This window comes from Desulfococcus sp. (genome assembly GCF_050178255.1).
GTDB lineage: Bacteria > Desulfobacterota > Desulfobacteria > Desulfobacterales > Desulfococcaceae > Desulfococcus > Desulfococcus multivorans.
Map to the genome: position 1 here is coordinate 32,593 of NZ_JBFXGG010000019.1, position 14,118 is coordinate 46,710.

The 14,118-nt window shown below is 56.9% G+C and carries 12 protein-coding genes; all 12 read left to right on the forward strand.

All coding sequences use genetic code 11. The features are described 5' to 3' along the window. The first annotated feature begins 99 nt into the window (after positions 1-99). The 12 genes from AB7S84_RS05880 (at position 100) to AB7S84_RS05935 (ending at position 13,968) form a co-directional block, all read left to right on the forward strand. A complete protein-coding gene (locus AB7S84_RS05880) occupies positions 100-1,974 on the forward strand; it encodes an alpha-amylase family glycosyl hydrolase (RefSeq protein ID WP_020878297.1) in 1,875 nt (624 codons plus the stop codon). 380 nt (positions 1,975-2,354) lie between these two features. Further along, positions 2,355-4,385 carry a urocanate hydratase gene (locus AB7S84_RS05885; protein WP_020878296.1) on the forward strand — a complete coding sequence of 677 codons (2,031 nt, stop codon included), beginning with the start codon at positions 2,355-2,357 and terminating at the stop codon, positions 4,383-4,385. Positions 4,386-4,437: 52 nt separating this feature from the next. Then, positions 4,438-5,355 carry a glutamate formimidoyltransferase gene (ftcD, locus tag AB7S84_RS05890; protein WP_020878295.1) on the forward strand — a complete coding sequence of 306 codons (918 nt, stop codon included), beginning with the start codon at positions 4,438-4,440 and terminating at the stop codon, positions 5,353-5,355. Further along, positions 5,352-6,596 carry an imidazolonepropionase gene (gene hutI, locus AB7S84_RS05895; RefSeq protein ID WP_428153388.1) on the forward strand — a complete coding sequence of 415 codons (1,245 nt, stop codon included), beginning with the start codon at positions 5,352-5,354 and terminating at the stop codon, positions 6,594-6,596. Before ftcD ends, hutI begins: the two co-directional genes overlap by 4 nt. 35 nt (positions 6,597-6,631) lie before the next feature. Next, entirely contained in the window at positions 6,632-8,200 is a 1,569-nt protein-coding gene (hutH, locus tag AB7S84_RS05900) for a histidine ammonia-lyase (RefSeq protein ID WP_020878293.1), read from the forward strand. 76 nt (positions 8,201-8,276) lie between these two features. Then, positions 8,277-8,723, forward strand: coding sequence for a CGGC domain-containing protein (locus AB7S84_RS05905; RefSeq protein ID WP_020878292.1), 447 nt, complete (start codon positions 8,277-8,279; stop codon positions 8,721-8,723). 49 nt (positions 8,724-8,772) lie between these two features. After that, positions 8,773-8,946, forward strand: coding sequence for a hypothetical protein (locus AB7S84_RS05910; protein ID WP_020878291.1), 174 nt, complete (start codon positions 8,773-8,775; stop codon positions 8,944-8,946). Positions 8,947-9,011: 65 nt separating this feature from the next. Beyond that, the gene (locus AB7S84_RS05915) at positions 9,012-9,344 is read left to right on the forward strand and encodes a hypothetical protein (protein ID WP_020878290.1); all 333 of its coding nucleotides are present in this window, start codon (positions 9,012-9,014) and stop codon (positions 9,342-9,344) included. A gap of 533 nt (positions 9,345-9,877) precedes the next feature. After that, complete coding sequence (locus tag AB7S84_RS05920) at positions 9,878-10,456, forward strand: hypothetical protein (RefSeq protein ID WP_428153392.1); 579 nt, start codon at positions 9,878-9,880, stop codon at positions 10,454-10,456. A gap of 45 nt (positions 10,457-10,501) precedes the next feature. Continuing rightward, the gene (locus AB7S84_RS05925; protein WP_020878288.1) at positions 10,502-10,888 is read left to right on the forward strand and encodes a DUF488 domain-containing protein; all 387 of its coding nucleotides are present in this window, start codon (positions 10,502-10,504) and stop codon (positions 10,886-10,888) included. A 41-nt stretch (positions 10,889-10,929) separates the two neighbouring features. Further along, on the forward strand, positions 10,930-11,673 hold the full coding sequence (locus tag AB7S84_RS05930) for a 4Fe-4S double cluster binding domain-containing protein (RefSeq protein WP_020878287.1): 744 nt from the start codon (positions 10,930-10,932) through the stop codon (positions 11,671-11,673). 99 nt (positions 11,674-11,772) lie between these two features. Continuing rightward, positions 11,773-13,968: a PAS domain S-box protein gene (locus AB7S84_RS05935; protein ID WP_020878286.1), complete on the forward strand. Its 2,196-nt coding sequence runs from the start codon at positions 11,773-11,775 to the stop codon at positions 13,966-13,968. The last annotated feature ends 150 nt before the right edge of the window (positions 13,969-14,118 follow it).

Consider the following 14,118-nt stretch of genomic DNA (forward strand, 5'->3'; position numbering starts at 1 on the left):
CATGCGGAATTTTTAGTTGGGCTCGCACGTGTTCGGCGTTTCATCTCACCACACCCCACGTTATCTCAGACGGTCTGTCCAACATGAGAGGCTACGCAAATGACGGAACAGATGACGCTTCTGCCGCTTCACCGGCTGGGTCCCCGGGAAACGTCCCCCCGTGTCGTCAACTTCAGCATCCTGATGCCCTGGATTTCAGCCGATTCCGGCTATCGCATGTGGGTCAAGATCATCCATGAACACGACCAGTTCCTCCAGGAAATCGCCCCTGAGAGGTTTGAGATGACCCATGGCGAAGACCCGGACTACGGCGATATCTGGCGGGCCGAGGTCGATATCGGTGCCCGCCCCAAAGCTCACGCAGCCTCCCGGTGGGGAGAGCCCGGTAAATACGTCTATCGGTACCTGCTTGAACATCCCGATATCTCAGGCGACGTGGACTGGATCATTGATCCTTTCGCCCGGGAATTCGGGGTCGGGAAACTGTCGGCTATAACGATCGGGTATGTCCCTTATCAGTGGAGCGAAGCCGAGACGCATTGGACGGTCCCCATCCTGTCCGATCTGGTGCTCTACGAGTTGATGATCAGCGAATTCGGCGGAGACATCGACCGCACCATCGATCGTCTCGATTATCTGGCGGACCTTGGCATCAACGGCATCGAGATCATGCCCGTATCCAACACGGCCAACACCGTGGACTGGGGATTTCTGCCCATCGGCTATTTTGGCGTGGACGAGCGATTCGGCAACCGCAAAAACTTTCAGCGGCTTATCGATGCCGCTCATCAGCGGGGCATCGCCGTCATCCTGGACGCCGTCTACGGCCATACCAGCGAAAGCTTTCCTTACAGCTACCTCTATCGCCGATTGGGTTTCAATGAAAACCCCTTCATGGGATCCTTCGCCAAGAACTATTTTGGCGAAAGCACGGACTTTCGGCATGCCTTTACACGGAATTTCTTTTTTACCGTCAACCATCACTGGCTCGACTGCTATCATATCGACGGTTTCCGATACGATTGCGTTCCCAATTACTGGGACGGCCCCATGGGACAAGGTTATGCCGCTCTCGTCTATCACACCTTCCAGCACCTGAAGGCGAAAACGGCCGAAGGGGGACACTGGCGACGCTTTGCCGGCGACGAGGGGATCCGGCTCATCCAGTGTGCCGAACAGCTTGAAGCGCCCAGGGAGATTCTCGAGACATCCTACTCCACCTGCACCTGGCAGAACGAGACCCTGGAAGCGGCAAGGCGGGCGACGCTTGGGAACCCTTCCGACCTCGAAAGCCTCGGGCTTCGGTTCGGCCTTTTCCAGTATCCGACCGAGGTAACGTCCGGCGGAGATTCCCTCGCCAAATCAGCCCTTCAGTATATCGAAAATCATGATCACTCGCGGTTCGTCTGCAACTTCGGCATCCTTAACCGTGATCGCAGCGATCTCCTGAGCGAGGGAGATCGAGGTCTCTGGTTCAAAACCCAACCCTATCTCATCGGCCTGATGACCGCCAAGGGCATCCCCATGATCTGGCAGGGACAGGAGTTTGCGGAGAACTACGCCGTTCCCGAACATGGATGGGGACGCATCCTCATGTTCCGGCCGGTGCGGTGGGACTATTTCTACGATCCCATCGGAAAACGCGTCATTTCGCTGGTGCGCAAGCTGATCAGAATCCGGCGAAACCGGATACAGATGCGCTGCGGGGAACATTACTTCTACAACCATTTCAATCGATACCAGAGCAAGGGGGTGATGCTCTTCGCCCGGTGCTGGGAGGCACAATTCAGCCTTGTAGCGCTCAACTTCGGTGACCAGGAGCAGCGGGTTTCCTTCAGTTTTCCGTTTGCAGGCGACTACATCGAGGAACTGCACGGCGAGGACAACCTGGCCAATATCGCCCAAAAACAGGTGGTGTGGCTGACCGTCCCAAGCAATTACGGCCGCATCTGGACGATCGTTACGGCAGAATAAAGGGAAAATACCTGGCGGAGCTGGATCTGCTTCCCCTCATCAAAGAAATGGCTCAAGACCGCTTCGGGCACATCCCGGACAATGCCTGAAATACAATATCGTCTCCCCACGGGGCTCTATCCCCGAGGGCTTCCGGAGAGCCGGGAAATCGGTACAAAAGCCGGCATCGAGGATGGCTCTCCGGCCGTGAAAACCGTCATGCCGCGGCACCGATGAGGGGATCGGCGGGACCTGCTTGACAAGATTACGGATCTGTTCTACGAGACAGGTAATGTATATACAAGTCCCGCACGCCGTCCCCACTATCCTGGGCCGTAACATGGCCGTTCGGCAGAGGCCCGCAGCCACCCCGGGGATTTCAGACAGGAGGGAGAATCGCCATGTTGACCCATCGTCAGATATCCGAAGCCATGAGAATCCGGATCGAAAGCGCGTTGCCCCCGATGCCGCCCTTTGCGCCGGATATCCGGCGGGCCCCCGACAGAGGATTCCGCCTTTCTCGCGCTCAGACGGAAATCGCTCTTAAAAACGCCCTCCGCTATATTCCCGGGACCCATCACGCCGTCCTGGCCCCCGAGTTCCTGAACGAACTGAGAACGCGGGGCCGGATCTACGGGTATCGTTTTCGGCCCCGGGAGCCCATCACCGCCCGACCGGTGAACACCTACCGAGGCAACTGCCTGGCGGGCAAGGCTTTCCAACTCATGATCGACAACAACCTCGATAGTGACGTGGCCCTCTACCCCTACGAATTGGTCACCTACGGTGAAACCGGCAGCGTTTGCCAGAACTGGATGCAATACCGGCTCATCAAACGCTATCTTGAGGAACTGACCGAAGCCCAGACCCTGGTAGTACAGTCAGGGCATCCGCTGGGACTATTCAAGTCCGGACCGGAGGCGCCCCGGGTCATCATTACCAACGGCCTTATGGTCGGGCTCTATGACAACCCCGACGACTGGGAGATCGCGGCCCAGATGGGGGTCTCCTCCTACGGCCAGATGACTGCCGGAGGATGGATGTACATCGGCCCCCAGGGCATTGTCCACGGCACCTACAACACCCTCCTCAACGCCGGACGCAAAATGTGCGGAGTGGCAGCCGACCAAAATCTCAGGGGACTCCTGTTCGTCTCCTCGGGATTGGGGGGCATGAGCGGCGCCCAGCCCAAGGCCGCCGCCATCGCCGGTGCCGTTTCGGTCATCGCCGAAGTGGACGCGTCACGAATCCGCACTCGGATGGATCAGGGGTGGGTCGACGAGATGTCGCCCGACCCCGACGAGATATTCATCAAGGCCGCCGCCGCCGCCCGCTCCGGAACACCCCTTTCCCTGGCCTACCATGGAAACGTTGTCGATTTGCTGGAGTACATCGTCGCCAAAAACATTCATGTGGATCTCCTTTCGGATCAGACCTCCTGCCACGTGGCTTATGACGGCGGTTACTGTCCCCAGGGCGTGAGCTTCGAGGAGCGGACGCGACTGTTGACCGCCGACAGACGCCTTTTTCGACAGATGGTCGATCGAAGCCTCCGGCGCCATTTCGAACTCATCCGGATCCTTTCGGCACGCGGGGCCTATTTTTTCGACTACGGCAACGCTTTTCTCAAAGCGGTTTTCGACGCCGGTGTTCCCGAGATCGCCAAGAACGGTCGGGACGCCAGGGAAGGATTCATTTTTCCTTCCTATTTTGAAGATATTATGGGTCCTATCTTCGATTACGGTTACGGCCCTTTTCGTTGGGTCTGCCTTTCAGGAGATCCCGAAGATCTCGCGCGGACCGATCAGGCCGCCATGGCCTGCATCGACCCCGAACGACGTCCCGAAGACCGGGACAACCGGGCCTGGATTCGCGACGCCGAAAAACACCGGTTGGTGGTGGGAAGCCAGGCCCGCATTCTATATCAGGACGCCGCCGGTCGAACCGCCATCGCCCTCAGGTTCAACGCCATGGTCCGCTCGGGTGAGATCGGTCCCATCATGGTGGGCCGGGACCACCACGATCCGGGGGGAACAGACTCCCCCTTCCGGGAGACGGCCAATATCCGGGACGGCAGCAACGTCACCGCCGACATGGCGACACATTGCTTCGCGGGAAACGCTGCCCGGGGCATGTCTCTGGTGGCGCTGCACAACGGTGGCGGTACCGGCATCGGCAAAGCCGTCAACGGCGGGTTCGGACTCGTCCTCGACGGCGGCGAGCGGGTGGACGCCGTGATTCGATCGGCCATGTCCTGGGACGTCATGGGCGGCGTGGCGCGACGCAATTGGGCACGAAACCCCAATGCCATGGCCGTGGCCATGGCGTACAACCAGGAGAATGTCAACGGCGATCAGATTACCCTTCCGTACCTGACCGATGATGCATTGGTGACGGAAACGGTGGACGCCCTGTTTCCCAAATCCCGGTAGATCGGGTTCCCGCCAAAGGCCTGCTGCGGAGAAATGATAAAGGAGAAGCGTCATGGCAATCCAGTTGATCGAATGTACCCCCTGTTTCAGCGAAGGACGACGGCACGATGTGATCGACGCTATCCTGAACCCATTCCGGACCACCCCGGGGTGTCACCTCCTGGACCATCGGTCCGACGGCGAAGAGAACCACTTGACGATTTCCCTGGCGGGCAGACCCGGACCCGTGCAGGAAGCCCTCATGGCCGCGGCCAGAATCGCCCTGGAAACCATCGACATGAACGCCTACACGGGTCTGCACCTGGGTATCGGCGCTGTAGACATGATCCCCTTCGCGCCGGTAACGAACATCTCCATGGAAGCTTGCACAACCTTGGCCCGGGACTTTGGCCGGCGCCTTTTCCATGAGACGGAGATCCCCGTCTATTTTTTCGGCGAAGCGGCCATACGTCATGAACGACGATGTCCGGCGGATCTCCGGAGAGGCGGGTATGATCTCCTGAAAATCGAGGCCTCCGCGCCCAAGCGCCGGCCGGATATAGGTGAACCCAGGCTTCATCCCACCGCCGGAGCGACGGCCGTCGGCGTCGGCAAGCGTCCCCTATATTTTCATGTCAATCTTCGCACGGCCGATATCGCCGTGGCCGTCAAGATCGCCGAAGCCGTAACGGTCCATGCCGGGGGGCCCTGTCATGTCAAGGCAAACGCCCGGGCCATCGAAGACCGTGACATGACCCAGATTCGATTCACCATACTGGACCCGGCTGTCGTGCCGCTCTACCGGATTCTCGAGATGGTGCGCATGGAAGCCCGCGGCTGGGGGGTCGAGGTGGCCTTGACCGACATCCCGGGCATGGTCTCGGCGGGGGCCTTCATCCAAAGCGCGGCCTATTACCTGCAGGCGGCGGGTTTTCACCTCGATCAGGTGACCGAACTGCGGCTATTGGCTGCCATGGGCGACGACACATGACCGCACAGCTCTTTAAGAACGCCCGCATCTTCTCGCCTGTTGACGCAGGCATCCCCGCCGCCGGAAAAGATCAGGGGAAAATCCGTATCCATGACCGGGGCGCCCTCCTCGTGGGCAACGGCCTCATCACTGATGTCGGGGACATGGACATCGTGCGGGGTCGGACCGTCATGGGGATGATCGACGAAGTCGTCGACTGTCGGGGGCGCACCATGATCCCCGGCTTCGTCGATCCCCACACCCACATGTGTTTTACCGAACTGCGGGAAGCGGAATTCGAGCTGCGCATGGCCGGAACCCCCTACATGGAAATCCTGGCCATGGGGGGGGGCATTCTATCGTCGGTGAAGACGGTCCGGAATGCCTCGGAAGAAGCGCTTTTCGAGGCAAGCCGCCGCCGGGTCCAGACGGCCCTCCGTCTCGGCACCACCACCATCGAGATCAAGAGCGGGTACGGGCTAGACACCGCAACCGAACTCAAAATGCTCCGGGTTATCGACCGTCTCGGCCGCGAAACGCCCCTGGACGTCGTCCCCACTTTCCTGGGCGCACATGCCGTTCCGGTGGAGTACAGGGACCGCGCCGACGCCTTCGTGGATCTCGTGGTGGGTGAGATGATCCCCGAGATCCGGGAGCAGGGAATCGCGCGATTCTGCGACGTCTTCTGCGAAAAGGGCGTCTTTTCCATTGACCAGGCACGACGAATCCTCGAAGCCGCACGGACGGCGGGCCTAGGCGTCAGGATTCATGCCGACGAGGTCCACGATCTGGGGGGAGCGGCATTGGCTGCGGCTCTCGGGGCCGCCTCCGCCGATCATCTCCTGGCGGCCTCCGATGACAACCTCCAGCGCATGGTCGAGGCCGGAGTGACGGCCGTCCTCCTGCCGGCAACGGCCTACAGCCTCAGAAAACCCTACGCCCGGGCGAGACACATGATCGACGCCGGTCTGGCCGTGGCCCTGGCCACCGACTGCAACCCCGGGTCAAGCTATACCGAGTCAATGCCTTTCGTTATAGGCCTAGCAGTGGTCAACATGTTCATGACCCCCTTCGAGGCGTTGACGGCAGGTACGCTCAACGCCGCCTACGCCATAGGCATGGCCCGTTCCGTGGGCAGTCTTGATCCGGGCAAAGAGGCGGATTTTCTGCTCCTGGATGGAGATTCTCCAACGATCCTGGCCTACCATGCCGGCGTCTCGCCGATAACCGCCGTCTACAAGCGCGGGAAGCGTGTTTTCTGATGTCGATGGTTCTGATCTGAGAAAGGATGCTGTCGATGCCGAAAATCTATCTGGACAAAGATGAAATCACCATCGACGACCTGGTGGCCGTAGCCCGGGATCGGGCGCCGGTTTCGATATCCCCGGTCGGCGAAGGCCGGGTCGAAAAGACGAGTCGGCTTATCGCCCGATGGGTAAAGGAGAAGAAGGTCATCTATGGAATCACGACGGGCTTTGGAGCCCTATGCGACGTCTCCATCTCCGAAACCGAAACCCGGAAGCTCCAGGAAAATGTCCTCATGAGTCACGCCGCGGGCGTCGGCGATCCCCTGCCCGAGGAGGTGGTTCGGGCCATTATGGCCCTTCGGGTCCACGACCTCTCGCTGGGCTATTCCGGTTGCCGGATGGAAACCCTCCGCTACCTCATCACGTTCCTCAACGCTGGGCTTACTCCGGTCATTCCCGAAAAAGGGTCGGTAGGCGCATCCGGCGACCTGGCGCCAACGGCCCACCTCGGCCTGGTGCTCATCGGCCGGGGCGAAGCCGTTTTCAAGGGGTGTCGGATGCCCGGGGCGGCAGCACTTTCAGCCATCAATCTTCCACCCCTCAAGCTGGCGGCCGGCGAAGGGCTCGCTCTCATCAACGGTACCCAGGTCATGACCGGCATGGGCGCCCTGGTGGTCCACGACGCCGTCCGCATTTCCAAGATGGCCGACATCGCCTGCGCCATGACCCTGGAGGTGCTCATGGGGAGCAGTTCCGAGTTCGATCCCCGCATCCATCAGGTGCGCCCCCACCCGGGCCAGATCCTCACGGCCGACAACATGCTCCGGCTCACGGCAGACAGCGAGATCATGGCCTCTCACAAAGGGTGTGCGCGGCTCCAGGACGCCTATACCCTGAGATGCTCGCCCCAGATTCACGGGGCGAGCAAGGACGCGCTGGCCCATGCCAGGCGCGTCATCGACATCGAAATCAATGCCACCACCACCAACCCCCTGATCTTCGCCGACACCGAAGAGATTCGTCTTGGCGGCAATTTCCACGGCCAGCCGGTGGCCATGGCGGCGGACTATCTGTCCATGGGTCTCGCGGAACTGGGAAGCGTCTCCGAACGACGCATCGAACGACTGGTCAACCCTCAGCTCAGTGACCTCCCCGCTTTTTTGACCGAGCACGGCGGTCTCAACTCCGGCTACATGATCGGCCAGTATGTGGCCGCGGCGCTGGTTTCCGAAAACAAGGTACTGGCCCACCCGGCCTGCATCGATTCGATCCCCACCTCGGCCAACAAGGAGGATCACGTCAGCATGGGATCGATTGCCATGCGGCAGACCCGGGAAATCCTCGACAACGTCGAACACGTCGTGGCCATCGAGCTGCTCTGCGCAGCCCAGGCATACGATCTGCTCCAGAAGAAACAGCCAATGACCGGCGGCAGAGGCACCCACGCCGCCTACCGGGTCATCCGACGCTACGTGCCCTACATGGCCGAGGACCGGGACCTCTACATCGACATCCAAACCATGCGTGATGTCCTGCGGCGGGGCGAGGTCGTCCGGGCCGTGGAGGCGGCCGTGGGCGAAATCCGTTCGTATGCCCGGAGGGTGCCGCCGTCGCAGTGAGGATGCGTATTGACAGGGTTCACACATAGGGTTGCCTCTACCCCGAAGGTAATGGTTGAAATCGAAAGGAAATGAGATGAATTCGAAGACAAAGATCGGAATAATTATTTGCGATCGTTATCGCCGCTGTGCCGGTGGTAAATGTTTCCGGGCGATGAAAAGTAAGGAGGGTGCTTTCAGCAGATACACGGACACGGAACTCGAGTTGGTTGGTTTTACATCATGCGACGGCTGTCCTGGTGGAAACATTGAATATGCGGGTGAGGAAATGGTGAGGAACGGCGCAGAAGTTATTCATTTAGCTACCGGCCTTGTTGTGGGTTATCCGCCCTGTCCCCACATCAATACATTCAAAACCTTTCTCGAAAAACGCTATCAGTTAACTGTCGTTGTAGGCACCCACCCGATACCGAAAAAATATCTTGATATGCATACGGATCTTGGGACCTGGGAAAACCCTGATTGGAAGCCCCTTGTTGCGCCGACGATGAGTGATGAAGCGACTCGAGCAAGTTACAACTGATCATGCGCATTTCAAACCGTATTGGCCGTCTTGAGGAATTGCCGGGTTTTTGTTCGGCAGCCAAATTTACGAATTCATCGCCCGCCTGTTGACCAACCTGGCGGCGAACTGCGGCCCGTTCGCTCTGGTGGAGAATCAACGTCTGGACAATGGTCTCTATGGTATGTTTGGCCTGCAGCACGGCATTTCCATATGCAACGGGCGCTTTGAGCGCACGGTTTGAAGCGGTAGCACTGAATCAGAGACGCCCGACGTTGGATAACGAGATCTATTAAAAAGGAATGCGTTTTGACCAACGCTACATACAACAGTGATTCAATAGTAATCAATGAGGTGCAGCTAATCCTGGCAGAAAAGCGCACATCTTTAGCCGTGATGCGGACAGGGATAGCTATGTTAGCGTTGCCTTTGTCGGTATTGAGCGTGCTGATAGCTACCTCAAAATATTATAACGTTCTACACGTATTACATTTTCTTGTTCCATTGGGGGCGCTCAATCTTATTTTAATCGTTTTTGGCAGCTATATGATTGTTCGCGCGGTAATTCGAATTCATAAATACGACCGCCTTATTCATCAGATCAAATTAAAGCATAGTGTAATCGGAGAGTTCATTGAGTGATCACATCACAACATCCGACCATGAAAATCGGCCGACACAAAAAGCCGCGCGGCTGATTTGAAACGTTGGGCAGGAATTCGTACTCGATCCGGAACATTAACGGGTGAAGAGAGAATCACTTTTACAATAGTTACCAAAAGTACCTGGGCAAGATCACAAAAAGCCTCCCAGGGACGGTTCACCATCGAAGACCGAGATGAAAACAACCTGCATATTAAAAAGGCACGGATGGGGTATCCAGGGTTGAATATTACCTTTCGGATCTACAGGGCAAAGGGAAATCTCCCGGCACATCTATCCGCTCACCATCATGAAAGTCGACAGTTGAATGATCATTCAACGGTCCTGTCATTCTGGAACGGAACGATAGCTTCAAGAGAATCAAATGCCTTTTTAAACAGAATATTTTGCCGCTCTTTTGCATTCCAGTACGATTGGTCATGAAAACAGGGATAGGCGTTTGTACAGATAACAGGCCGCCGTTCGAATGACAGAAAACATCCGGTCTCAAGTAACACAGGACACTGGTGCTTATGATTGTTGAGGATCAATTCCGCCATCGTTGCCTGCTCAGCCTCCGACATATCAAATATTGCGGCAAAGAAATCCAGATGGGTCAGGTTTCCCGGGAAATGCCATTTGCAGCACTCCCCTTTGCATATGGGAATGAAATTCCTGCAGGCCTGGGAATATCCCTTTTGGTCTGCAATGGCTTCCATCTGATATTTCAGGAAGATAATTTCTCTGATCCGCATTTCCGCAGCCTGCATTTTTTTCCCGGGCAATTTCCGGAACGCATCCATTGCGATCATGAGATTTTCATGCATGGCAGCCTGTATCCGCTTCATTTTCCAGCACCCCTGTTTTTTTCATTGATCAGACCCGAATCCCCCGACCAAACCCGTTTTAAAGGTTGTCCAATCGGTCGGGGACGATGGCCCCAGATTTTTATCGCCAAACACTACCACGATGATCCCAGGGGTGGGAACAAAAATCCCGGTCACAGAACGCCGGCAAACAATGATTCAACATCCTTCTTGTCTTCTGGTGAGTTGCGGCATTATATATACGTATCGTCCGCTGCAGAGGATGAAAGATATTGCACCGGATGATGCGGACTGCGAGAGGATCTGAACAACAACCGGTGTGGAGCCAAAATGACGATAAGGATTATCAGATTGGGCAGCCCGAGAGGGCAGGACGAAGGATTGCGTATCGGCACGGTTCGGCGCCCCCCACGGGGTGTAAAAAAATCGGACTATGCCTCGAAAAACTTCTATGACGTCTGGTTTCCAAATCTCGCCCCCAGCGAGGCGCTGTTGAAAGAGGCCTCGCCTCTCAGGGACGAAACTTCCTGGAAGACGTTCAAACGCAGATTCATCGCTGAAATGAAATCATCCGAAGCGAAGCGGGATCTCGATCTGCTCGCGGCACTCTCTCATCAGACCCATTTTTCCATCGGCTGCTACTGCGAGGACGAATCCCGTTGTCATCGCTCGATACTGAGGGAACTGCTTGAAAAAAGAGGGGCAAAGATCGCTTGAGTACAGCACCTGAATCAACACGCAATGAAAAGAATTGTTTCATGTCGGATGGTTCACACGTCTTCCCAAAATGGCTGACGGAATGGATGGCGACACGAAAGATCATCCTGTGGGGTGCGGCGGACCTTCGGGGATTTACCACGCCCCTTGATTTGCAAGGTAAAAGTTTTCCCCTTGCGTTGTCATGGGCGATCCCCATGACGCCTCGCATCATGGCCGGCATCCAAAACGGCCCCAACTCAGCATACGCCGATGAATATGCCAGGGTAAACAACCGTATCCATGAACTATCGCAAGCGCTGTCGGCCGAAATCAAAAGCAGGGGATTCCGATCCAAACCCCTGGCGGTTTCAGACCGGACAGACCGGATCAACATCAAGGGGGATTTTCCCCACAAGACGGCGGCCACCAGAGCAGGGATAGGGTGGGTGGGTCGCCATTGCCAGATCATCACGCGCCCCTTTGGGCCGTGGGTACGGCTTGGGACTGTTTTCAGCGACATCCCCCTGCCCTGCGGACCTGCCGTGGAGAAAAATTTCTGCGGCCGTTGCATGCGCTGCGTAGAGGCTTGTCCTGCAAAGGCCCTGAAAGGCGGAACATGGCATCCCGGGCTGCCCAGAACGGCGATATTGGACGCACAAGCCTGTGACCAATGGAAAAAGAAGCACTATCCCGCGTATCACAACGGGCACAATTGCGGCATCTGTTCGGCTGTCTGCCCCTATGGATTAAAAACCCTGAAAAGAAATTCGTCCCAAGAGGTTGCATCGAGAAGCCGCATTTAAATTCCGGTTGATCCCAAAACTGTAAAGGTCAAAAAGTCATGTTTCCAGGGTTCATGCAGCGCGTCAGGCTCATGAAGCCTGATGCCATGTGGAAGGAATATGAAAACCCCGATAAATGCAACCGTACCGAAGAGATCATCGTCGAAATTTACAACAAAACAAACTCTGAAGCGGCAAAACGATTTACTGGCTGCCGTCCGCCAAACCCTGGAATTGTTCATCTCCGGCCACGATCCCGAACAGATCTATGGCCGGATGCTCGACATCCTGGTGCAAGCCACCGAAAGCGCCTTCGGTTTTCTCGACGAGGTGCTGTACGATATCGATGGAAATCCCTACAAAAAAAGTCTGGCGTTATCCGACATTTCCTGGAGCAGCGAGTCCCATCGCCTCTATGAAGCGCTGAAAGCCCATAATCTCGAATTTCACAATCTCGACAACCTGTCCGGAGCGCCTGTTATCAAGGGTCGGGCCATCCTGGCCAATAACGCCTCTCGAGACCCCCTGTACAAAGGGATTCCCGAAGGCCATCCGCCGATCGTCCGTTATTTGGGAATTCCACTTTATTTGGGCGCCGAAATCATCGGCATGGTGGGCGTGGCCAACCGCCCAACCGATTACACCGAGGAAGTCGCGGAGTTCATCACCCCTTTGACCCAGGCATGCGCCGCCATAATCCACGCCCGGAGAATCGAGGAGAAAGAGCGGAAAAACCTGGCTGCCCTGAAGGCCGGCGAAGCCCGGTATCGCCGCATTGCCGAAAACATCTCCGATGTGGTCTGGGTTTCGGATCTTGACCTGAAAACAACCTATGTCAGCCCGTCAGTGGAAAGAATGCTGGGGGAATCCGTAGAGGCCCACCTTCAAAAAAGCATGGAAGAGAAGATTCCATCCGAACATCTGAAGCAGCTCCGTACCGCCCTGGCCGAGGAGTTGGAAAAGGAAGCCGATCCGAATTGCGATAAAAACCGCTCCCGTCTGATAGAAATGCAGCATTACCGGGCCGACGGCGGCCTCATATGGATTGCCGTGAACGTCTCCTTCGTGCGGGATGAACAGGGAAAACCGATCGGTCTTCAAGGGGTAACACGCGACATCACCGGGCACAAGCGGATGGAAGAGACCCAGCGGAGGCTTCAGGAAAGGCTTTCCCAAGCCGTGGAAATGGCTCTCCTGGGATACTGGGAATACGACGTCGCTTCTGATCAATTCATTTTTGACGATGCCTTTTACAAAATCTATCGCGTCACCGCCGAACAGATGGGCGGCTACACCATGTCATCCAGCGACTATGCCGAGCGATTTGTTCATCCGGAGGACCGTTGGGTGGTGAGCGATCAGATTCGAAAAGCCCTTCACACCATTGAAGTCTCCCATGACAGCCGGATCGAGCATCGGATTCTCTATGCCGACGGAACCGTCGGGCATATCGCCGTTCGTTTCTTTGTCGTCAAAAATGCACAGGGCAAGACGGTCAGAACCTACGGGGTGAATCAAGACATCACAGCCCGCAAAAAAGCCGAGGAGAGAGCCGCTAAACTCCAGGCCCAACTTTTTCAGGCTCAAAAGATGGAATCGGTGGGTCGCCTGGCCGGCGGAGTGGCCCATGATTTCAACAACATGCTGGGCGTGATTCTCGGTTATTCCGAGCTTGCCCTGGAGCAGGTCGACCCGTGCCAACCGCTCTTCGAAAGTCTGCATGAAATCCAGAAGGCCGCTGAGCGTCTCGCCCATCTGACCCGACAGCTGCTGGCCTTTGCACGGAAGCAACCCGTGACCCCCAGAGTGCTTGACCTGAACGATAAAGTGGAGGGAATGCTCCAAACGCTGCGCCGGATCATCGGAGAGGACATCGACCTGCACTGGCTGCCCGCTGCAAAGATCTGGCCGTTGCGGATCGATCCCGGTCAGATCGATCAGATCCTGGTCAACCTGTGCGTAAACGCTCGGGACGCCATGAGCGGAAGGAGCGGCCGGGTGACGATCCAAACGGGAACCCGTGTCTTTGAACCGCTCCAGTGCGTCGAGGATCCGGAGCACCGCCCCGGTGCATACGTGATGCTGGCCGTAGGCGACAACGGCAGCGGCATGGACCAGGAGAGCATAGACAACCTGTTCGAACCCTTTTTCACTACGAAACCGGTGGGCCGGGGAACCGGGCTGGGGCTTCCGACCATCTACGGTATTGTAAAACAGAACAAGGGGTCTATCCGGGTAGAAAGCGAACCGGGAATGGGAACGACATTTCGGATCTACCTTCCGAGACACTCGGCGGCTTCGGACATCAAGTCCTGAAATCTCATCATTATAATGTCGACCTGTTTGTGCAGCACCGTCGCACCGCGGAAGTCATTGACGCCCTCCGGATCCATCGCCCGGCCCTGAACGATCTTAAAGCCGATACCTCCGCAGCTATCCTTTTTTTCCGAATTATCAAAATATGAA

Bases quoted from the DNA above. Each gene is read 5' to 3' on its own strand.
- AB7S84_RS05880 (WP_020878297.1), top strand. From the start codon at position 100: ATGACGGAACAGATGACGCTTCTGCCGCTTCACCGGCTGGGTCCCCGG.
- AB7S84_RS05885 (WP_020878296.1), top strand. From the start codon at position 2,355: ATGTTGACCCATCGTCAGATATCCGAAGCCATGAGAATCCGGATCGAA.
- ftcD (WP_020878295.1), top strand. From the start codon at position 4,438: ATGGCAATCCAGTTGATCGAATGTACCCCCTGTTTCAGCGAAGGACGA.
- hutI (WP_428153388.1), top strand. From the start codon at position 5,352: ATGACCGCACAGCTCTTTAAGAACGCCCGCATCTTCTCGCCTGTTGAC.
- hutH (WP_020878293.1), top strand. From the start codon at position 6,632: ATGCCGAAAATCTATCTGGACAAAGATGAAATCACCATCGACGACCTG.
- AB7S84_RS05905 (WP_020878292.1), top strand. From the start codon at position 8,277: ATGAATTCGAAGACAAAGATCGGAATAATTATTTGCGATCGTTATCGC.
- AB7S84_RS05920 (WP_428153392.1), top strand. From the start codon at position 9,878: ATGATTGTTGAGGATCAATTCCGCCATCGTTGCCTGCTCAGCCTCCGA.
- AB7S84_RS05925 (WP_020878288.1), top strand. From the start codon at position 10,502: ATGACGATAAGGATTATCAGATTGGGCAGCCCGAGAGGGCAGGACGAA.
- AB7S84_RS05930 (WP_020878287.1), top strand. From the start codon at position 10,930: ATGTCGGATGGTTCACACGTCTTCCCAAAATGGCTGACGGAATGGATG.
- AB7S84_RS05935 (WP_020878286.1), top strand. From the start codon at position 11,773: ATGAAAACCCCGATAAATGCAACCGTACCGAAGAGATCATCGTCGAAA.